Source organism: Streptoalloteichus tenebrarius (genome assembly GCF_024171885.1).
Lineage (GTDB): Bacteria > Actinomycetota > Actinomycetes > Mycobacteriales > Pseudonocardiaceae > Streptoalloteichus > Streptoalloteichus tenebrarius.
Genome location: NZ_JAMTCP010000003.1, coordinates 149,081 through 169,288, shown reverse-complemented (window position 1 = coordinate 169,288; position 20,208 = coordinate 149,081). Strand labels below are relative to the sequence as shown.

General features: G+C 70.6%; 20 protein-coding genes, 1 CRISPR repeat array and 1 riboswitch (1 of these 22 running past the window's edge). Of the genes, 17 read left to right on the top strand and 3 right to left on the bottom strand.

Annotation, left to right across the window (positions count from 1 at the left end):
* A CRISPR array of direct repeats spans window positions 1-1,300; the repeat unit is 28 nt; unit sequence GAGCCATCCCCGCGTGGGCGGGGCCGAC (it extends 192 nt beyond the left edge of the window).
* A 348-nt stretch (window positions 1,301-1,648) separates the two neighbouring features.
* Together LX15_RS04390 and LX15_RS04385 are read left to right on the top strand one after the other, a co-directional pair.
* Window positions 1,649-2,509: an ABC transporter substrate-binding protein gene (locus LX15_RS04390; protein WP_253668170.1), complete on the top strand. Its 861-nt coding sequence runs from the start codon at window positions 1,649-1,651 to the stop codon at window positions 2,507-2,509.
* Complete coding sequence (locus LX15_RS04385) at window positions 2,506-3,756, top strand: siderophore-interacting protein (protein WP_253668169.1); 1,251 nt, start codon at window positions 2,506-2,508, stop codon at window positions 3,754-3,756. Before LX15_RS04390 ends, LX15_RS04385 begins: the two co-directional genes overlap by 4 nt.
* Before the next feature lie 104 nt (window positions 3,757-3,860).
* Here the strand turns inward: LX15_RS04385 and LX15_RS04380 are convergent, their stop codons facing one another.
* Complete coding sequence (locus LX15_RS04380) at window positions 3,861-4,733, bottom strand: alpha/beta fold hydrolase (RefSeq protein ID WP_253668168.1); 873 nt, start codon at window positions 4,731-4,733, stop codon at window positions 3,861-3,863.
* A gap of 84 nt (window positions 4,734-4,817) precedes the next feature.
* Here LX15_RS04380 and LX15_RS04375 point away from each other — a divergent pair, with 84 nt between their 5' ends.
* Together LX15_RS04375 and lysX are read left to right on the top strand one after the other, a co-directional pair.
* Window positions 4,818-5,378, top strand: a complete 561-nt coding sequence (locus LX15_RS04375; RefSeq protein WP_253668167.1) for a CGNR zinc finger domain-containing protein — start codon at window positions 4,818-4,820, stop codon at window positions 5,376-5,378.
* 132 nt (window positions 5,379-5,510) lie between these two features.
* A complete protein-coding gene (lysX, locus tag LX15_RS04370; RefSeq protein ID WP_253668166.1) occupies window positions 5,511-7,013 on the top strand; it encodes a bifunctional lysylphosphatidylglycerol synthetase/lysine--tRNA ligase LysX in 1,503 nt (500 codons plus the stop codon).
* Here the strand turns inward: lysX and LX15_RS04365 are convergent.
* Window positions 6,994-7,317, bottom strand: a complete 324-nt coding sequence (locus LX15_RS04365; protein WP_253668165.1) for a hypothetical protein — start codon at window positions 7,315-7,317, stop codon at window positions 6,994-6,996. The genes lysX and LX15_RS04365 overlap by 20 nt on opposite strands.
* A 150-nt stretch (window positions 7,318-7,467) precedes the next feature.
* On the opposite strand from LX15_RS04365, the gene LX15_RS04360 reads away from it, so the two are divergent.
* The 3 genes from LX15_RS04360 to LX15_RS04350 all read left to right on the top strand — a co-directional run bounded on the left by LX15_RS04360 (window position 7,468) and on the right by LX15_RS04350 (window position 9,372).
* Window positions 7,468-8,178, top strand: coding sequence for a nucleotidyltransferase family protein (locus LX15_RS04360; protein WP_253668164.1), 711 nt, complete (start codon window positions 7,468-7,470; stop codon window positions 8,176-8,178).
* Window positions 8,179-8,319: 141 nt separating this feature from the next.
* Window positions 8,320-8,490 (top strand): hypothetical protein, encoded by a 171-nt coding sequence (locus tag LX15_RS04355; RefSeq protein ID WP_253668163.1) that lies wholly within the window; start codon window positions 8,320-8,322, stop codon window positions 8,488-8,490.
* Between the two features lie 246 nt (window positions 8,491-8,736).
* Window positions 8,737-9,372: a response regulator gene (locus LX15_RS04350; RefSeq protein WP_253668162.1), complete on the top strand. Its 636-nt coding sequence runs from the start codon at window positions 8,737-8,739 to the stop codon at window positions 9,370-9,372.
* 119 nt (window positions 9,373-9,491) lie between these two features.
* On the opposite strand, the gene LX15_RS04345 is transcribed toward LX15_RS04350, so the two are convergent.
* Window positions 9,492-9,947, bottom strand: coding sequence for a MarR family winged helix-turn-helix transcriptional regulator (locus LX15_RS04345; protein WP_253668161.1), 456 nt, complete (start codon window positions 9,945-9,947; stop codon window positions 9,492-9,494).
* A gap of 139 nt (window positions 9,948-10,086) precedes the next feature.
* Between LX15_RS04345 and LX15_RS04340 the strand changes: the two genes are divergently transcribed.
* From LX15_RS04340 to LX15_RS04295, 10 genes are all read left to right on the top strand, one after another.
* Window positions 10,087-11,283: an MFS transporter gene (locus tag LX15_RS04340; protein ID WP_253668160.1), complete on the top strand. Its 1,197-nt coding sequence runs from the start codon at window positions 10,087-10,089 to the stop codon at window positions 11,281-11,283.
* Window positions 11,284-11,750: 467 nt separating this feature from the next.
* The gene (locus LX15_RS04335; RefSeq protein WP_253668159.1) at window positions 11,751-12,089 is read left to right on the top strand and encodes a hypothetical protein; all 339 of its coding nucleotides are present in this window, start codon (window positions 11,751-11,753) and stop codon (window positions 12,087-12,089) included.
* 367 nt (window positions 12,090-12,456) lie between these two features.
* Window positions 12,457-13,920: a M60 family metallopeptidase gene (locus tag LX15_RS04330; RefSeq protein WP_253668158.1), complete on the top strand. Its 1,464-nt coding sequence runs from the start codon at window positions 12,457-12,459 to the stop codon at window positions 13,918-13,920.
* Between the two features lie 425 nt (window positions 13,921-14,345).
* Window positions 14,346-14,567: a hypothetical protein gene (locus LX15_RS04325; protein WP_253668157.1), complete on the top strand. Its 222-nt coding sequence runs from the start codon at window positions 14,346-14,348 to the stop codon at window positions 14,565-14,567.
* Window positions 14,558-14,857, top strand: a complete 300-nt coding sequence (locus LX15_RS04320) for an Imm1 family immunity protein (RefSeq protein ID WP_253668156.1) — start codon at window positions 14,558-14,560, stop codon at window positions 14,855-14,857. The genes LX15_RS04325 and LX15_RS04320 overlap by 10 nt, the downstream gene beginning before the upstream one ends.
* Window positions 14,858-14,947: 90 nt before the next feature.
* A riboswitch (guanidine-III (ykkC-III) riboswitch) is annotated at window positions 14,948-15,011 on the top strand.
* A 29-nt stretch (window positions 15,012-15,040) separates the two neighbouring features.
* Window positions 15,041-15,355 carry a DMT family transporter gene (locus LX15_RS04315; protein WP_253668155.1) on the top strand — a complete coding sequence of 105 codons (315 nt, stop codon included), beginning with the start codon at window positions 15,041-15,043 and terminating at the stop codon, window positions 15,353-15,355.
* Window positions 15,356-15,593: 238 nt separating this feature from the next.
* Window positions 15,594-16,262 (top strand): LuxR C-terminal-related transcriptional regulator, encoded by a 669-nt coding sequence (locus LX15_RS04310; RefSeq protein WP_253668154.1) that lies wholly within the window; start codon window positions 15,594-15,596, stop codon window positions 16,260-16,262.
* A gap of 353 nt (window positions 16,263-16,615) precedes the next feature.
* Window positions 16,616-17,809, top strand: a complete 1,194-nt coding sequence (locus LX15_RS04305) for a hypothetical protein (RefSeq protein WP_253668153.1) — start codon at window positions 16,616-16,618, stop codon at window positions 17,807-17,809.
* Window positions 17,806-18,420, top strand: coding sequence for a Pvc16 family protein (locus LX15_RS04300; RefSeq protein ID WP_253668152.1), 615 nt, complete (start codon window positions 17,806-17,808; stop codon window positions 18,418-18,420). Before LX15_RS04305 ends, LX15_RS04300 begins: the two co-directional genes overlap by 4 nt.
* Window positions 18,421-18,603: 183 nt before the next feature.
* Entirely contained in the window at window positions 18,604-20,190 is a 1,587-nt protein-coding gene (locus LX15_RS04295) for a phage tail sheath family protein (RefSeq protein ID WP_253668151.1), read from the top strand.
* The last annotated feature ends 18 nt before the right edge of the window (window positions 20,191-20,208 follow it).

Genomic DNA, 20,208 nt, shown 5'->3' with positions numbered 1-20,208 from the left:
CCGCGGGTGCGGGGCCGACTAGCCCGCGACGGACCGGAGGTCCGGTCGGGTCGAGCCATCCCCGCGTGGGCGGGGCCGACGCGCCGATCTGCTGGCGGGTGTCGACCGAAACGGAGCCATCCCCGCGTGGGCGGGGCCGACGTGGTCGAGGTCGGTTCGGCCTGCGGGTAGTGGGAGCCATCCCCGCGGGTGCGGGGCCGACATGCTGACCGCCCGGTTTATGAGGCAGGACCACGAGCCATCCCCGCGTGGGCGGGGCCGACGACCGCTGCGCGCCGCTCCAGGAGGAAGGCGGGGAGCCATCCCCGCGTGGGCGGGGCCGACTTCCGCTTGTACGCGGCCTTCGCCCGGTGCCGGGAGCCATCCCCGCGTGTGCGGGGCCGACACCCACCCCGACGAGACCACCGAGGACTAGCCCGAGCCATCCCCGCGTGTGCGGGGCCGACCGGACCCGCCCTGCCGCCCTCCTACGTCGAAGCGAGCCATCCCCGCGTGGGCGGGGCCGACGCGTCGACATACCAGCGCTCGCCAGCGAGGCGCGAGCCATCCCCGCGTGTGCGGGGCCGACGACCCACTGGCGCTTCTCCGGGTTCCACACCGCGAGCCATCCCCGCGTGGGCGGGGCCGACGGCGCGGCATCCGGCCGGTCGGGTCCTCGGGGGGAGCCATCCCCGCGTGGGCGGGGCCGACGCTGAGACCGCAGGCGCGGGGCAGGCGACCGGCGAGCCATCCCCGCGTGGGCGGGGCCGACGGGAGCCCCCGGTGGCAGGCCGGGGGCTCCCCCGAGCCATCCCCGCGTGGGCGGGGCCGACAACCGGTTGCGCTCGAACATCGGTGCCCACCAGGAGCCATCCCCGCGTGGGCGGGGCCGACGGGGGGTGGGTGGGTTTGGGCCGCCTGACCGGGGAGCCATCCCCGCGTGGGCGGGGCCGACTGTCCCACAAGGGAAAACCCCTCCAAAGCCCCCGAGCCATCCCCGCGTGGGTGGGGCCGACTCATGATGGTCAGGGCTCCCTGTCTGGTCTCGAGAGCCATCCCCGCGTGGGCGGGGCCGACTAGTCGGGGCCGCCAATACCCGCGCGGGTCATGGAGCCATCCCCGCGTGGGCGGGGCCGACAACCAGGCGCCCACCTTGTCCCACGGGACGCCCGAGCCATCCCCGCGTGGGCGGGGCCGACTCGACGGTGGGCAGGATGCGCGGGGCGGGAGCCGAGCCATCCCCGCGTGGGCGGGGCCGACTACAGGTCCCGGGCGATCTGCCGCCGCGCCACCGAGCCATCCCCGCGTGGGCGGGGCCGACCTTGCTGACCTGGCAGTTTATCTGGTTGGGGCGCGGGTTTTGACCATTTGCTGTCGCGATCCGTAGGGCGGGCGGGGCTGTTCGTCGCTCCATGATCGCGCACTGGTCGCGCGGTCTCGATCACACCCTCTTGTTTCAGGTAAGGCTTACCTTACTATACGCGTACAAAAAAGGAGCTGTGGACGGAGGACGTGAATGCCACGACGACAGTGGCGGCGAACGCGGACAAGACCCACCCTGCGGTCCCTGTGGGCCGTGGCGCTCGCGGGTGTCCTGATGAGCGCGGCCTGCACCAGCGGGGCGGATGATCCGTCCCCGACCGGGGGTTCGGCGGGCGAGGGGTTCCCCATGTCCGTGCGGCAGGAGTTCGGGACGGCGGAGGTGCCGGCCGCACCGCGCCGCGTGGTGGCGTTGATGCCCACGGACGTCGACGTCGTGCTCGCGCTCGGCATCACGCCGGTCGCGGCGTACCGCGACCAGTTCGGCCAGGACGGCGTGCCCCCGTGGTTGTCGGGGCGGTTGGACCCGGCGAAGACCCGCCTGGTGGACCCGAACAACCTGCCCGTGGAGCAGATCGCCGCGTTGCGGCCCGACGTGATCGTCGGCGGCGGTCCGCTCGTGCGCCCGCACCATGACCGGCTGTCCCAGATCGCGCCCGTGATCGGCTACGAGCGGGGCTACAACGTCGACACCTGGCAGGAGCGCGTGACGTTCCTCGGTCGGGTGCTGGGTGTGCCGGACAAGGCGCGGCAGCTCGTCGACGACACCGAGAAGGCGGTCGAGGCGACCAAGAGCCGGTTCCCGGCGCTGGCGGGTAGGACCTACACCTACACGTTCGCCTACCGGCTCGACCAGATGGCCACGATCGCCGACGACGCCAACCACACCACGCGGTTCCTGCGGCAGTTCGGACTCGCGCCCGCGCCAGCCATGGCGAAACTGGAGGTCGGCCCCGCCGGCAGCCCGGTCAGCCCGGAGATGCTCGGCCTGCTCGACGCCGACCTCGTCCTGGTCGGGTATCCGGGCGCGGACGCGCGCAAGGCCGTCGAGGAACATCCGCTCTTCCAACAACTCGGCGCTGTGCGCCGTGGCTCCTACCTCGGCATCGACATCAACGCGACCAGCGCGCTGCAACACCCGACGGTCGCCAACATTCCTTGGCTCATCGAGCGGATCAGTCCGCTGTTCGCGAAGGCGGCCGGGGGATGACCGAGCGCGGAGTGCACGACAGCACCCACGCCCAGAACCGCGACAAGGGCCAGAACGACGCCCAGGGCCGCGACCAAGACCAAGATCACGACCCAGACCACGACGAAGACGAGAACCACGACCAGGGGCAGAACCAGGGCCGCGACCAAGGCCAGAACAACGGCCAGCGCCACGACCCAGGCCCCGTCCAGAACCAGGGCCGCGACGAAAACCGCGACCGCGACCGAAACCAGGGCCGCGACGAGAACCACGACCGCGACGAGAACCAGAACCTCGACCAGGGCCAGAACCAGAACCAGAACCCGTATCAGGACCGGGAGAAGGACTCCGCCATGACCGAACGCACGTCCACGCCCGTCGCCGAGTTCGGCGAGGAGATCCGGCGGCGGATGGCCGAGATCAAGACCTACGTCGCTCCCGTGCTGCGGGTCGACCAGCTCACGCCGAGGATGACGCGGGTCAGGGTCGGCGGTCCCGAACTCGCCGGCTTCGCCGGCGGCCAGCAGGCCGACGAGCACATCAAGCTGATCTTCCCCGCTCCCGGGCGGAGCGTGCCGGTGCTGCCGACGTTCACCCTGGACGGCCTGCGGTACCCGGAGGGCGTCACCCCGTCGCACGCCCGGAGCTACACCGTGCGCCGCTACAACCCGTTGACCGAGGAACTCGACGTCGACTTCGTGATCCACGGGCACGGGAGGGCCTCGGAGTGGGCCCGGTCGGTCAAGCCAGGCGACCGGCTGGGAATCGCGGGCCCCAAGGGCGGCTTCCTGCCCTCCCCGGACGTCGACCTGCACCTCATGGTGGGAGACGAGAGCGCGCTGCCGGCGATCGCGACGATCCTGGAGCACATGCGGCCCGACGTCCCGGTGCGCGTGATCGTGGAGGTGGCCGACCGCGACGAGGAGCAGGAGCTGCGCACGGAGGCCGCCGTCCAGATCGACTGGTTGCACCGCGAGAGCGCGGGAACGCCCTCGTTGACGGAGGCGGTGCGCGCGATGGCGTGGCCGTCCGGGCTGGTTTCCGCGTGGGTGGCCGGAGAGGCCGGCATGGTGCGCGACCTCCGCCGGCACCTGTTGCGCGAGCGGGGCGTGGAACGGCGGTTCCTGCGGGCGACCGGGTACTGGCGTCAGGGGAGGACGACGGACGAGTGGGCGGCCGAGGACATGGTCAAGCTGCGCGCCGCGTTGGCGGCCGGCAAGGTCACCGAGGCGCAGATCCTCAACGGTGACGTCGACCTCGACGACTGAAGCTCTGTCCATAGTAGACAGAAGACCCGGGCGGGGAGGGATGGGGCGCGGCGCGTCCGCGCCCCATCCGGATTACCGAGCATCGTCAGCCTCGATCGGCGCCCTCAGTGCCAGACGCGGTCGAGGAAGTCGGCGACGAGCGGCGCGATCTCGGGCAGGTGCTCCTCCAGGGCGAAGTGGCCGGTGTCGAAGACGTGGAGTTCGGCCTCGGGCAGGTCGCGGAGGTAGGCGCGGGCCCCGGGTTCGGGGAAGAACGCGTCGTTGCCGCCCCAGGTGATCAGCGTGGGCGGGGTGTGCTCGCGCAGCCACGCCTGCCACCGGCCGTACCGCTCGACGTTGGTGTGGTAGTCGAGCGCCAGGGCCACCTGCGCCTTCTGACGGCCGGGGAGGTCGAGGAAGTACTGGTCGAGCGTCCAACTGTCGGGGGTGAGGAGTTCGGGATCGGCGACGCCGCCCTGGTACTGGGAGCGCGTTCCGTCGAGCGTCATCAGGCCGCGGACGACGTCCTCGGCGCCCGGGGTGTCCGGTCGCAGGGCGACGAACGCGCGCGCGGCCTCCGACAGCCCCTCCTCGTAGGCGTTGCCGTTCTGGACGATCAGGCCCGCGATCCGCTCGGGGTGGTGTTCGGCCAGGCGGAAGCCGACCGGCGCGCCGTAGTCGAAGACGTACATGACGAACCGGTCCAGCCCGAGGCGCTCGACGAAGCCCCGCGTGACCTCGGCGACGCGGTCGAACGTGTACACGAAGTCGCTCGGCGCCTCCGTGTGACCGAAGCCGGGGTAGTCCGGGGCCACGAGGCGGTAGCGGGACCCGAGCACGTCGATGAGGCGGCGGAACTGGTGGGAGGCGGACGGGAACCCGTGCAGGAGCAGCAGCACGGGCGCGTCGGGTCGCTCGGGGAGGGACTCCCGGTAGAAGACGCGGACGCCGTCGACGTCGATGTGGCGATGTGCGGTGCGGGCGATCGGAGGGATCACGGCCAACTCCTTGGACGGGGGAGGACGGACGAGGTCTAACAGCGATCAACCTAATGCGTCAACCCCGTGAAGTACCATTAGGCCATGAGTGGTCTCGTGCCCATGACCGGAGAGCCGCTGGCCCTGGACCTGGTCAACACCCATCCGTCGATCGGTGATCTGCTCACCACCCTGGACGAGCTGAGGGCCTGGGTGACCCTGGAGGCCGACCGGCTCCCGGACGTGGGGACGCGCACGGCCGAACTCACCGACGCGGACCTGACCTCCGTGCGCGCCGTCCGCCAGCACACGGCGACCGCGCTGGAGTTCGCCCGACACGGTGGCCGGCCGCCCGAGGCTGATCTCCAGGCGCTCAACCAGGCCCAACGCGCCGCACCCGCGATCCTCGAACTGACATGGGACGGAACAACCAACGCCGTCCGCCGGCGCACCGGGCCGGTGGGAGCGCAACTCGTGGCCGCGCTCGCCGAAGCCGCCGCCGAACTGCTCTCCGGCCCGGAGGTCACCAAGGTTCGCCAGTGTGAGGCCGAGGACTGCGTGATGTTGTTCCTGCCCGCACACCCACGGCGCCGCTGGTGCTCGGCCGCCCGTTGCGGCAACCGCGTCCGCGTCGCCCGCCACTACCAGCGCCACCGTCAGACCTGAGGCCGCCCACCCGCCGCCGTCTGATGCGCCGTCAACATCACGCAATTGCCGAGCGCGAGCCACTCAGAAGATCACGCGCTGAACCCGTGTCCCTGACATCGCCAGGCCCGACCTTCGCTACTCTCCGTGTTCATGACGGTCGATGCGCGTGATCTTCCCGAGGCTCCCGAGCAGGTGCGGGTGCGCCTGGCCAAGGTGGAGCGGCTGCGGGCGTCCGGGGTGGACCCGTACCCGGCGGGCTTCGCCAGGACGGCGACGATCGGAGAGGTGCGCGCCAAACACGAGGGCCTCGCGCCGGACTCGACGACCGGCGACCGCGTGGCCGTCGCCGGTCGCGTGATGTTGTCGCGGAACAGCGGGAGGTTGTGCTTCGCGACGCTCAGGGACGCCTCCGGGGAGATCCAGGTGATGCTCGCCCTCGACGGGGTGGGCGCGCGGCGGCTGGCCGACTGGAAGTCGGACGTGGACCTCGGCGACCACGTGGGCGTCGAGGGCGAGGTGGTCAGCTCGCGCCGGGGTGAGCTGTCGATCATGGTCGACCGCTGGGCGTTGACGTCGAAGTGCCTGCGGCCGTTGCCCGAGAAGCACCTCGGGCTGACCGACCCGGAGGCGCGGGTGCGCCGCCGCCACCTCGATCTGATCACCAACAGGGACGCGCGCCGCGTGGTGATGGCGCGGTCGGAACTGCTGCGCACCCTGCGGGCCGGCCTCTACGCGCGGGGGTTCGTGGAGGTCGAGACCCCGATGCTGCACACCGTCCACGGTGGAGCGAACGCGCGGCCGTTCACCACCCACATCAACGCCTACGACCTCGACCTCTCGTTGCGGATCGCGCCCGAGCTGTACCTCAAGCGGTGCCTGGTCGGCGGTCTGGAGCGGGTGTTCGAGCTGAACCGGAACTTCCGCAACGAGGGCGCGGACTCCACGCACAACCCCGAGTTCACGATGCTGGAGTTCTACCAGGCGTACGGCGACTACGACGACGGCGTGCTGATCACGCAGCAGCTCGTTCGGGACGCCGCGGTCGCCGTCCTCGGCACGACGGTGGTCCCCACGGCCGACCACGGGGAGATCGACCTCGCCGAGGACTGGCGGCAGGTGACGGTGCACGGCGCGGTGTCGGCGGCGTTGGGGGAGGAGATCACCACCGCCACGGGGGTCGACGAACTCCGCCGGCACGCCGACGCGGTCGGCCTCGACTGGGAAACCCCGTGGGGGTCGGGAAAACTGGTCACGGAGCTGTTCGAACACCTGGTGGAGCACACCCTCGTCCAGCCCACGTTCGTGCGGGACTACCCGGTGGAGACGTCCCCACTGGCGCGTCCGCACCGGGAGAACCCGGCGCTGGCCGAGAAGTGGGATCTGATCGGGTTCGGGATGGAGCTGGGGACGTGCTTCTCGGAGCTGACGGACCCGATCGAACAGCGGCGGCGACTCACCGAGCAGTCGTTGCTCGCGGCCGGCGGGGACCCCGAGGCGATGAGTCTGGATGAGGACTTCCTCGACGCCTTGGAGTACGCGATGCCCCCGGTGGTGGGCGTGGGGCTCGGGATCGACCGGCTGCTGATGGCGTTCACCGGCCTCCCCATCCGCGAGACGATCCTGTTCCCGATGGTCAGGCCTGTTCGCGGGTAGTGCTCTCCTGGTTGGCGGGGCGGTTGAGGAGCAGGTCGGCGGCGCGGCGGAGCACCTGGACCCTGGTGCGCTCGCCGTGGTGGGCGACGAGGAAGTGCTGGCGGATGGCCGCGCAGAAGGCGAGCAGCGCGCGGGCCTCGACCTCGTCGGGGTCGGCGCAGAACGTGCTGATCGTCTCGTGGAGCAGCGCCATGCGTCGCTCGTCCACCCTGCGGAGACGCGCGGCGACCGCCTCGTCGCGCCGCGCCCAGTCCCGGACCGCCAGGTCGATGGGGAGCAGCCGGTCGTTGGAGAAGGTGAGCACGCCGGCGCGCTCAAGTTACAAAACTTGCGGGATGCGCAGGTATTCGCGGCACGCAAGATTGAGCGGGGCGTGCTGACAGTCCCGTGAGGCGGACCGTGCCCAGCCCGCAGGTTACAGAAAGTGGTCGGATGGTCACTAGGGTGCGGGGTCGTGGCACATGACGCGCGCGTTCGCCAGGCCGTGATCCTTGCCGGGGGACAGGGCACCCGCCTCCGCCCCTACACCGACCACCGCCCGAAACCCATGGTCGAGGTCGGGGGCAGGTGCCTCATCGACCACCAGATCGACTGGCTCGCCGCCGCCGGGGTCGAGCACGCGGTGGTCTCCGCCGGGTACCTGTCGGAGGTCCTGGTCGAGCACCTGACCTCCCGGCCCCAACCACTGGTGGTGGAGACGGTGGTGGAGAAGGAGCCCCTCGGCCGGGGTGGGGCGTTCAAGTTCGCCGCCCGCCGTCTCCCGTTTCCCGGGCAGCCCTGGTTCGCCACCAACGGCGACGTCTGGACGCGGTTCTCGCTGGAACGGATGGCCGCCCACCACGCCGAGCGCGGCGCGGTCGCCACGCTGGCGTTGGCGCGCCCGCGCATCCCGTGGGGCGTGGTCGACGTGGACGAGCTGGGCAGGGTGACCGACTTCGTGGAGGCCCCGCCCTCGCCCTACTTCGTCAACGCCGGGATCTACGTCTTCTCGCCCGAGATCGTGGATCTCCTGCCGGACGTGGGGGACCACGAGCGCTCCACGTTCCCCGAGCTGGCCAGGGCGCGGCGCCTGGCGGCGTACCCGATCGACGGCTACTGGCGGGCGATCGACACCGCCAAGGACCTGAAGGAGGCCGAACGGGACCTGGCTTCGACCGCGGAGTGACGGACGAGCGCGCCGAGGGCGGGGGTCGGGGCTCACGGACGGGAAGGCGTCGCGAGCGTCCCCAGAGGACAGTCCACTGTGGATCGCGCAGGGGGTGGGGGTGATCCCTGGCGCGACATCACTCCGCCCTCGGTTCTGCGCATGACCCTCTGGGAAGGCATGGGGATCGCGACCGGTGTCGCGATGGGCACGGCGGCGTTCGTGGTGTCCGTCAGCGGGCTCTGGTGGATGCTCCGCGACGTGGGGCTGACGATTTCTCTCACCCTGCCCTGGGTTCGCTGCTCACCATCGTCACGGGCCATCTGGCTGTGACGCTGGTGTCGTCCGTCACCGCCTCGGCAATGGCGCTGCGGCCGGTACGCCGGCTGCCGTCCTCCCGCTGGCCGGACACGGCGCCCAGCCTTGTCCCGGGTGGACACACCTCCCGGCGCCACCGTCCCCGCTCGACCTTCAGGCGCACGGTCAGCGTGCCGCGCGGCACTGGCCAGCCCGCACGGCGGACCGACGGTGCCGCGGGTGAGCGTCCAGAGCGAGGTCGTGTCGTGACCGGCCTGCATCGTGCTGGCCGAGGACGTCGTGCTGGTGCGGGAGGGCTTGGCGCGCATCCTGGAGTTCCACGGCCGCGAGGTGGTCGCGCGGGTGGGCGCCGCCGTGGAACTGGTGGCCGCGACGCGGAAGTTGGCGCAGGACCCGAAGATCACCCAGGTTCGGATGCCTCCTGGCAACAGCGACGAGGGGCTGCGCGCGGCGTTGGAGCCGCGTCCGGAACAGCCCGACCTGCCGGTACTGGTTCTCAGCCAGTACGTCGAGCAGACGTACACCGCAGAGCTGCTCGGCGCGGAGTCCGCCAGTGTCGGGTACCTGCTCAAGGACCGGGCCAGCGACGTGGAGACCTGGCCCGCGCGGTGCGGCAGGGTCGCGGCCGGTGGCACGGTCATCGACCCGCAGGTGGTGCGGCAGCTACTCGCGCGGAACCGGGAGCGGCCCGCCCTGGCGCGGCTCACCGAACGCGAACGGCGGGTGGTGGACCTGATGGCGCAGGGGTCAGAGCAACGGGGCGATCGCCGCGAGCCTGACGGTGAGCGAGGCGGCCGTGGCCCAGCGCATCGGCACCGTGTTCGACAAGCTCGGTGTTCGACAAGCTCGGCCTGGCCGTCGCCCCCGGCGTCCACCGCCGGGTGCTGGCGGTGCTGACGTACCTGTGCGAGACCTCCTGACCGTCCGCTGACCGCCCGCGAGACCTCCTGACCGTCCGCTGACCGCCCGCGAGACCTCCTGACCGTCCGCTGACCGCCCGCGAGACCTCCTGAGGGTCACTCGGTGGTCAGTGACTCGACGGCCCTGACCAGCGGCGCGAGTTCGGGGTTCCTGGCCTCCTGGTCGAGGGCCTCGCGCAGCGCGGCCTCGTTCGTCGGGCGGGCCTCGGTGAGCAGCCGCAGTCCGGCCTCGGTGACGTCGGTGTAGATGCCTCGGCGGTCGGTCGGGCACAGGTAGCGGGAGAGCAACCCTCTGTCCTCCAGCCGGGAGACCAGGCGGGTGGTCGCGCTCTGGCTGAGCACCACCGCGTCGGCGACCTGGGACATCCGCAGGTGGCCTCCGTCACCCGAGTGCTGGCGGCTGAGCACGTTGAGCAGGGAGTACTCGCGCACGCTCAGGCCGTGCCGCGCCTGGAGGGCGCGTTCGACGTGTGCCTCGATCCGGTTGTGCAGCAGGGACAGGGCGCACCAGCCCTGGGCGAGCCCGGTGGGCGCGGCGTCCGTGGTGGTCATGGCTCCTCCTGCTGCGCGGCGGGCGGCGACTCGACCAGGATACTGCACACCCGCGATAGCCGGCGCTTGCAAGTATCCGCGTGTGCAACTATTGTCTTCACCTGTAACCCGCTCCAGCAATCACTAAGGGTCCTCCTCGATGCCTCTCGCGCTCCTGGCCCTCGCCATCGGGGCCTTCGGAATCGGCACCACCGAGTTCGTGATCATGGGCCTGCTGCCCCAGGTCGCGGCCGACTACGCCGTCTCCATCCCCACCGCCGGCTACCTGGTCACCGGGTACGCCCTCGGCGTCGTCGTCGGCGCGCCGCTGATGACCGTCCTCGGCACCCGCGTCTCCCGGAAGCGCATGTTGATGCTGCTCATGGGCCTGTTCGTCGTGGGCAACGCGCTCTCCGCCCTCGCCCCGGTGTTCGGCGTGATGCTCGCCGGCCGGCTCGTCGCCTCGCTGGCCCACGGCTCCTTCTTCGGCATCGGCTCGGTGGTCGCGGCCGACCTGGTCGCGCCCCAGAAGCGGGCCGGGGCGATCGCGATGATGTTCACCGGCCTCACGGTCGCCAACGTCGTCGGCGTCCCGCTGGGCACGCTCGTCGGCCAGGCGATCGGCTGGCGCGTCACCTTCCTGCTCATCGCCGTGCTCGGCGTGGTGGGCCTGCTCGGCGTCGCCTGGCTGGTGCCGGAACAGCCGCGGGCCGAGGGCGTCAGGGTCCGCCACGAGCTGGCCGCCCTGCGCAACGTCCAGGTGCTGCTCGCGATGGCGATGACCGTCCTCGGCTTCGGCGGGGTCTTCGCCGCCATCACCTACATCGCGCCGATGATGACCGACGTCGCCGGGTTCGCCGACACCTCCGTCACCTGGCTGCTGGTCCTGTTCGGACTGGGCATGGTCGGCGGCAACCTGGTCGGCGGGCGCTTCGCCGACCGCGCCCTGATGCCCATGCTGTACGTGTCGCTGGGCGGTCTGGCCGTCGTGCTGGCGCTGTTCACGCTCACCGCGCACAACAAGATCGCGTCCGCGGTCACCATCGCCCTGATCGGGGCACTCGGCTTCGCGACCGTCCCGCCGTTGCAGAAGCGCGTCCTCGACCAGGCGGCGGGCGCGCCGACGCTCGCCTCGGCGCTCAACATCGGCGCGTTCAACCTCGGCAACGCGCTCTCGGCCTGGCTCGGCGGGATCGTCATCGCCGCCGGCTTCGGCTACACCGCGCCCAACTGGGTCGGCGCGGTGCTGGCCGGGTCCGCCCTGGTGCTCGCCGTCGTCTCGGCCGTTCTGGAACGCAACGCCGCCCGCGGGTCCGGCGCGGACGGCACGGGCGAGCAGGAGCGCGTCAACGTCTGATCGCGGAAGAACCTCGTACTGACCGCCCCCGACCAGCCGACGTGAACCCTCACGCCGTCCGGTCGGGGGCGGTCGGCGTCTCTGGTCAATTCTGGTGAGCATCGCGAGCGCGCAGAAGCGGGTCGGCGTCCACACGAGGATCACGGCGAACAGCAGGCGCCTGGCCTGCGCGTCCACGTCCCGGTTCCCGGCGCACGAAGTCCTTGCGCGCCAAGCGATCGAGCATCGTGCTGGCACCGGCCCTGGTACTGGCTGAATGCTGGCACGGGCAACAATGAGCACTCACATCAGTGCCCGAACGGTCGTGGGGGAAACAGAAGTCGTTCCGTTCCAGAAGCACACTTTCACAGGCCGTGAAAACAGGACACCCGATGGTGGCAGGAAGGTTGCCCAGACGGGTGGGTCGGGCGGAGCGTGTGGGGCGAACGCGTTTCCCGTCCCACCGGAAGAAGTTGGAGGGCCCCGTCATGCGGTCTTCGTGGCGCTTTCTGGTCGTGGCCGCCGTGGGAGCCGTGACCGGTCTGCTGGGCGCCGGCCCGGCGCTCGCAGGAGGAGACCACCCCTCGGAATGCCGAGGAGGGTTCGTCTACTCCGACCGTTCCCACTCCCACCACCGGGAAGTCGGCTCCTGGGCCTACTGCGGCGGAACCAGGTACGACTACCGCGCGGTCGTACGTTGCACCGACGGCGAGTACTACACCGGACCGTGGAGGCACGCCGGCTCCGAGGACTCCGTCGCCTGGTGTCCTGGCCCGACATCGGCCACCGACTGGTTCGTCGAGACCTACTGGGTTTCCCACCACTGAGAGTCGCCCTGCCCGGAAACAGGCGTCCCTGACGGAAGGAAACGGCACCTCGAAGGAAACAACCCACTGAGGCCGGAGAAAACAGCACTCCGAGTCGCCCGCCGCAGCACGAGGGCGCCCCACGCCACCCCGAGCGCCGACGCCGCGAACCCCGCGCTGCCGTCCCCCGCCCACTCCGCCACGGCGGAGGCGCTGCCGCGCGGGGCCGGTCCGCCCGGACCGGCTGACCAAGGTCACTCTGAGGGGCGGCATCCCTGGCTCGATCAGTGGTCGATCCCCGGCTGGCCCCGGCGACCCGTGCGGAGGTTGGTGAGACTGCCTTGCGCAGGACCCCAGGCAGCCGCTCTTCCCACGGGGGTGACGACAGGTGAGACTGTCCCGCGCCGGTATCCGTCCGCGTCGACGACTGATCGTGTTGCTGATCAGCGTGGCGGGCTTGTTGCTTCCGACCACCGCTGCCGCCGCGTCGCCGGGGGCGACCATCGCGGCGGAACACACACCTCTCCACCCCGCGGCGAGTCCCCCCTCGGCCCGCACCCACACACTGACCCTGCCGGCGCTGCCGTCCGCCGAGTCGGAACTGCGCCGGCTCCGGATGTCGCTCCAGCGGGCCGACTTCCAGCCCACCGGCTTCTACCTGCCACCGAACCGCTCCCTGACGGTGACCGCGCATCCCCCCGGCGTCGGGAAGGGGACCAAGCTGGAACTCATGGTCGGCGTCCCCGGCCTGGTGGAGCACGACTCTCCGGAGCAGGAACCTCACTCCGCGCGGACGTATGCCCTTGGCGAGGGCACCACCACGCTGAGCGACCCTCACGGCGGCGTCCTGTCAGTGCGCTACGTGACGGAGAAGGGCTTGTTCGACCGCGCGATCCCGCGCGTCACGCTCCGGTTCGACGAGGCGGCGGAGCCGCTTCCGCTCTACGTGCTGGGCCAGAGTGACGAGCGCGAGTGGCGCGCCATGATCGACCGGACCGAGGCGCCCTACGCGCAGCTCCTGAGTGAGCGGGTGATCGTGACCGCGCGCACCTCCACCTTCCGCGCGCACGCCGAGACGAGCCCCGGCGCCCTGCTGGCGACCTACGACGAGATCGTGGGCGCCGAAGAGGCGATCAGTGGCCTCGACGGGTCGACACCCGCCGACACGCCGACCCCGTTGCGGCACTCCGTGGTCGAAGCCGCCCAGAAGCCCGGCTTTCCCTACGCCAGCGACAAGGTCGTCAGCTTCCCGCCGGACAGCGCCCGCTCGTTCCTCACCGTCGAGGGGCTGCGGGAGTACTGGGGCGGCTGGCACGAGATCGGCCACCACCACCAGCTCAGCACCATGGACTGGCCGGCCATCCAGGAGGTCTTCGTCAACGTCCACTCGCTGGCCGTGCAACGGCGCTTCCTCGGCGAGGGTCCCGGTCCCGAGCACGGCACCCTCCAGGAGTGGGAGAACGCCAAGGCGTTCCTGGAGAAGGTGCGCACGGAGAACCTGGACTTCAACAAGGAACCCGTCGATGACGACGACTACTACTGGTACGCCCTGGAGCGCCTCGTCATGTTCGAGCAGCTCCGGGTGGCCTTCGGCGACGGGTTCTACCAGGAGATCCACAGGGCCGCGCGCCGACAGGACCCCGAGGCCTCCGACCTCGACCGGCAGCGCTTCTTCATGACCGCCGCGTGCGAGATCTCCGGCAGGGACCTCACGGACTTCTTCACGAAGTGGGGATGGGTGAAGCAGCTCGACGCCGACGGCGGCAGGGCCCGGATGGAGATCGCCAACCTCCGGCTTCCCCCGCCGAGGGTCGACCTGTCCCGCACCCCGGTCTACGGGGCCACGGAGTAGCGGCCGCCACGGGGACCGGGACCACGAGACGGCGGTGGCGCGCCCCCGCGGAGTGGCCGGGACTTCCGGTCAGCAGCTCGGGACTTTCGTCCACGGCGCGCCGCCGCCGGCCGAGCCAATCTGGATACAGCGACGGGGACACGCCCCAGGGGCCGGGTCGGGGCCGGCCAGGGGAAGTCCGGAGGTTTCGTCGGGGGAACCGCGTCGCGTCCTCGGACCCGTCCTCCAGGGCTGACGGGCAGAGGTGACGAGGCGGGGGTGGCGGCACGGGGGCCGACCACTCCCGCCTCGTCGTCCCCGAAAGCACGGGAACGCATGGCGATGAAGTCGGGGGCCTCCATGCGCGATCACGGGATACGGCCGGCCCGGTAGTGATCAACAATTCGCCTTGTCCCAGCCCCTGCGGCCGTGACGAACTGGTTCCGGTGCTGCTTTCCGAGGGGCGCACACCGACCGTGTCCGGGCCGAACAACTTCGTCAAGACCTACTGGGGGAGGGGCTACACCACCGTGGCGCAGGCGCTGAACGTTCACTACAAGGCCGAGCACGCCGACAACCCCGTCACCGTGACGACACCGGACGAGGTGCGCGCGCTCCTCGCCGTGGTCAGGGACGCCTACCCGGGCGGAAAAACCCTGTGCTGCTGACCGTGGTCGTCGCCGAGGACCCGTGGAAATCGGAACTCAGCGTCGGAATCGACGGCGACAAGGGCGTCCTGCACTACGCCGGAGAGGACACCCCGCCCCACGGCGTGGACAGCAAGAGTCCGACGCCGACCAGTCCCGCCCCGGTGATCTACAACTACATCTCGGCTGACACCGAGTTCCCCCCCCCTCACGCCGAGGTCCCGTTCCCGGCGGTGGAAGCGGCCGTGATCGAGTACCTCACCACGGAAGGTGACCGCCCCACAGCCGTGGACTGGCAGACCACCGGGTAGCCCCAGCCTCGCGAACCACGCGCGAACCCGTCGGCCCCACCTGTCGTTCTCGGCCGCGCGGATGTCGGTGCGCCACGTGCTACGTTGGGTCTCGGTCGTGGTTCCACGGCCCCGGACGAGTGCGTCGTACCCGGTTACGCGAAGACGACGCGGTGATGTGGTCGCATTGCTGCGGAGGTCGTCATGGCGTGGCTGGTCCTCGTCGTCTCTGGTGTGTTCGAAACGGTGTGGGCCGCGGCGCTCAGCGCGTCCCACGGGTTGTCGAGGCTGGTGCCGAGCGTGGTGTTCGGCGTCGCTCTCCTGATCAGCATGGTGGGTCTCGGGTACGCGCTGCGGACCGTGCCGGTGGGCACGGGCTACGCGGTGTGGGTCGGGATCGGCGCGATCGGCGCCGCCGTGTACGGCATGGTCGCGTTGGGCGAGCCCGCCTCCGTGGGACGGATCGTGTGCCTGGTGTTGATCGTCGCCGGCGTCGCCGGGCTCAAGCTGCTCCACTGACGGAGGTGCGCGCCCTCCCCGGCGGCCTCTTTAGTGCGCTCTCCCCGAAAGATCAAGTTCAGTCGGCGATCTTTCGTGCCGGAACCGTTCTGTCGAGTGATGTGACCGCCCGAACGGGTCCGGTGGCGCTCGGGGTGCGGTATGCACGAGGTGCCGTCGAACGTCGATCCAGACCGCCCGGACCGGACCCCGGGGGAGTCACGTGAGGGCAGGTCGGTGAACGGGAGGTCAGTCACCGATGCGGGTCCTGTCGTCCAGTCCCACCGAGGAACGTCCACTGTTGCGCGTGTTCGTGGTCACCGGGGTCTGCCTGTACCGGGAGGGTCTCGTGGCGGCGCTCGGCAACCGACCGGAGGTCGCCGCGGTCGCCGGAGCGGGAAGCTGCCAGGAGGCGCTGGCCGGCGCGCGCGAGTTCCGCCCCGACATCGCGTTGCTCGACATGTCCATGCGGGAGAGCGCGGAGACCGCCCGCGCCCTCACGCGCCTGGTCCCCTCCGCGAAGATCGTCGGGCTCGCCGTGCCGGAGACCGAGAGCGACGTGCTGGCCTGCGCCGAGGCCGGGGTCGTCGGGTACGTGCCCCGGGACGGCTCGCTCGTCGACCTGGTGGCCACCCTGCGCCACGTGGCCCGGGGTGAGGCGGTGTGCTCGCCGCAGATGGCCGCCGTGCTCATGCGCAGGGTGGCCACCCTGACCAGGGAGCGTCAACCCACTCGGTCGGCGGCGTCGCTGACCAGGAGGGAACGGGAGATCGTCGACCTGATCTCGGCGGGGATGGCCAACAGGGAGATCGCCCGCGAGCTGGGGATCGAACTGTGCACGGTGAAGAACCACGTCCACAACATCCTGGAGAAGCTCGGCGTCCGCCGGCGCACCGAGGTCGTGGGGCTGGCCAGGGCCTGGGCCTAGATCGGCGTTTCCGCGCGGTTCGGCCGCGGCGGTCTCCTGGCGCCACCGAGCCTGGCGCCGCCCTCCGGCACCGGCTCCCACCTTCGGCACCGCTCCAGGGCCGGCACCCTCCACTCAGGACGTTCCGCCCCCTCCGCCCGCACGGGATCTGGTCCCGAGGGAGGGGAGGACCGGGGTCCTCTCCCCGGAGGAGAACCAGGTCGGCTCCCGGCCGCGCCGGCGTCACGGCCGGCGGCGCACGCGGACGATCCGGATCGGTCGGTCCAGGAATGAACCCGAGGGTTCATTGCTCCGAGGGGCGGGGACGCCGTTAGGTGGAGGGGAGGATCACCGTCACGGCATGGGAGACGACGATGACCGAAACCGTGCAGACCCAGGACAAACCGCATCCCTGCCCCCCACCTCCTCCGCCCCGTGTCGATCCCGAGTCCGAACTCCAGAAGCTGCGGGAGCGGGAGGCCAAGGACAAGGTCCTCGTCACCGGCCTCCAGACCGACCTGAAGGAGGTCGGCGTCGCCATCGCCGATCTCGGGAAGAACCGGGACGAGATCAAAAAGGCCTGCGACAGCTACCGGGCCGCCAATCCTCGGAGCAAGGTCGAACAGGCGCACTGCGACGCCGACAAGAAGCTGCTCTGCCTGGCCAAGAAGGTGCAGGAGAGTCTCGGGAAGTCCAGGGCGCACGAGCTGTACAAGTTGTTCGAGAAGTTCGCGAAAGACGTCGCGGACAAGGCGGACGACCTGGAAACCGCGAAGATCGAGCTGAAGGTCGCCCGGTCCCAGAAGCGCGAAGCCGACGAGTACCTCGCGGCCGAGAAGGGCACGTTCCAGAACATGCTGGCCACCGAGGCGAACTCGAAGGCTCCCCTGACCGAGCTGGAGAAGTTGCACAAGGGCATGTACGACGCCATGACCAAGAACGACGCGGTCGAGGCCTACCTGCACTGCAAGGAGATCCTGCGCCGCCACCAGGGACTGCTCGACGCCTACCCGGAGCCCGACTACTTCTGTGTCGACCTGATCAACCAGTGGGGTGTGGTCTACGAGGCGCAGCAAGGGGTGTGGGAGCAGAACAAGGCCTGCCGCGAGGCCGAGGCCAAGGTGGAGGAGCTGACGGTGCTCCTCGACGGCAAGCCCAGCGGATGGCGCACCGATCCGCTGGGCGAGGTGCGCCGTCGCTGGAAGAAGCACCTGGCCACGCCCGTCCCGCCCCCCGAGGGGGAGGCCCCGGCCAACGGCGGGTCCTCTTCGGACACCGGGCGACGGCCCGACGACCAGTCCCACCAGGACGACGCGCAGGCCAGGGACCGCGAACAGCGGCGTGAGGCGCTGCGCGAGGAACGCCGAGCGGCCGAGACCCGCAAGCGTGAGCTGGAGGGCGAGTATCACGCGACGGACGACGAGGAGCGGAAGGCCGCGATCGAACGGGAGATCCGCGACCTCGACCAGCGCATGAGGCAGATCGACGAGGAGGGGGCCGACCAGGACACGCGCGGGCGGCAGGACCGCGGCGCTGAGACGGAGGAGGGCGGCGGAGACACGACGTGAGCGGCGCCCTCGCCCTGTACGCGGTCACCAGGAAACTCCAGGAGCTGATCTACCGCGCGTGCCAGGGCGACACCGTGCTCCGCGGGGTGGTGCTGAGCGAGACGGAGATCGTGCTCGACGACCCCGCCCGCGCGGCCAAGGACGCCGCCAACAAGGTGTCGCTGTGGCTGTACCGGGTCAGCGAGGACGAGTTCGTGCGCAACCACCCCGTCGTCCCCGAGGAGCCGACGCGACGTCAGTTCCCTCCTCTCGCGCTGAACCTGCACTACCTCGTCACGCCGATGACCGGGGCCGCGTGGAGCGACCAGGTCGTGTTGGGGCGGACCATGCAGATCCTCAACGACAACGCCGTCCTGCGCATCGACGACGAGGACAACCAGGTGGTCGACGAGATCCAGGTCCTCCTCGGCCGACCGGACCTGGGAGACCTCACCAGGATCTGGGAGGCGCTGCACGAGCCCTACCGGCTGTCGGTGAGCTACCTGGCCAGGGTGGTCCGGATCGACAGCACCCGGTTCGAGGAGCACCCGATCGTCTGGGAGGCCACGGCGAAGTACACGACCCGTGTCCCGGCGCCGCCCGACGTCGCTGACGTCGAGCCCGTGGACTAGGCCCCGCACAGACCCTGGCGCGACACGACCACGCGCGGCGGACCACACCCCGTGCCCACGCCCGCGCCCGACACAGCGCCCGACATCGAGTCCGACACAGCGCCCGACCCCGCGTCCGGGTCAGACACCGCGACTACTGCCGACTACTGCCGACTGCTGACGACTACTGCCTGAGGAGTTCCGATGCCCGAGTACCTCGCTCCCGGCACCTACGTCGAGGAGGTCCGTGGCGACGTCGTGCCCATCGAGGGGGTGGGGACCAGCACCGCCGGCTTCGTCGGGTTGACCGAGCGCGGTCCCCTCCAGGCCACCCTCGTCACGTCCTGGTTGGAGTACCAACGCTGGTACGGGGACATCGTCCCCCCACGCGTGTCCGTCCTTCCCCTCTCCGTGCAGGGTTTCTTCGCCAACGGTGGCCAGCGGGTCTACGTCGCCCGGATCACGCGGAAGAACGCGGCCAGGGCCGAGCTGACCCTGGAAGGGGACGGCGCGCCGAAGGTCCGCGCCGTCGGCCCCGGCGCCTACGGCAACCGGATCTGGGTCCAGGTGAGCAAACCCAGCATGGGCGGCGAGAAGAAGTTCCGGCTCACGATCTACTACTACCGGGACCGGGTGATCGAGCCGCCGCTGGACATCCGCAAGAACCCGCCCGACGTGACCGAGGAGTTCGACGACCTGAGCGCGGACCCCAAGGACAGCCGGTTCGCCAGCACCGTGGTCAACGCCTCCTCGTACCTGGTGTCCCTGGAATGGCCCACGCCGACACCCGGCCTGCCGACCATTCCCGAGAAGCCCGAGCCCAGGCCGCTCGTGGACGGTAACGACGGCGAGGATCCGTTGACGGCCGAGGAGTTCGAGGGCACCAAGGACCGCACACCCGACAGGTTCACCGGCCTCGGCGCGCTCGCCACCATCGACGAGGTCGCCATCCTCGCGGTGCCCGACGCCGTGAACACCGTGCTCCTGCCGAACAAGGCCGACCGGACCACCGTGGTCAACAAGATGCTCCGGCAGTGCCGCGACCTGCGCGACCGGTTCGCGGTCCTCGACATCGAGCCCGGCCAGTCCAACATCACGGCCAATCCGGCGATCCAGGTGCCGGCGAGGTCGGACTACGCCGCCATCTACTATCCCCACCTGCGCGTCCTCGACCCCACCAGCCGCCAGCCGGTGCTCGTGCCGCCCAGTGGCTTCGTCGCCGGCGTCTACGCCTACAACGACGTGACGCGCGGCGTCCACAAGGCTCCGGCCAACTACGAGGTCCGCGGCATCCTCACCAGCGACATCCGCCCCGGAGAGGGACCACTGGAGTTCACGGTCAGCCAGGGACAGCAGGCGATCCTGAACCCGTTGGGGATCAACGTGATCCGCGACTTCCGGTCGACGGGACGGGGAGTGCGGGTCTGGGGCGCGCGCACCATCTCCGACAACGCGGAATGGCGTTACATCAACGTCCGCCGGCTGTTCACCTTCGTCGAGGAGTCCGTCGACAAGGGACTCCAGTGGGTGGTCTTCGAGCCGAACTCCGACCCCACCTGGGCGCGGGTGCGCCGCACCATCGACACGTTCCTGGAACGGGTGTGGCGTGACGGGGCGCTGATGGGCACCTCCAAACAGGAGGCGTACTTCGTGCGGTGCGACCGCTCCACCATGACCGACGACGACATCAACAACGGCCGCCTGATCTGTCTGGTCGGCATGGCGCCGGTGCGACCGGCCGAGTTCGTGATCCTGCGCTTCTCCCAGAAGACCGCCGAGGCCGCCGCCTGAGCCGGGCGGTGAGTGAGG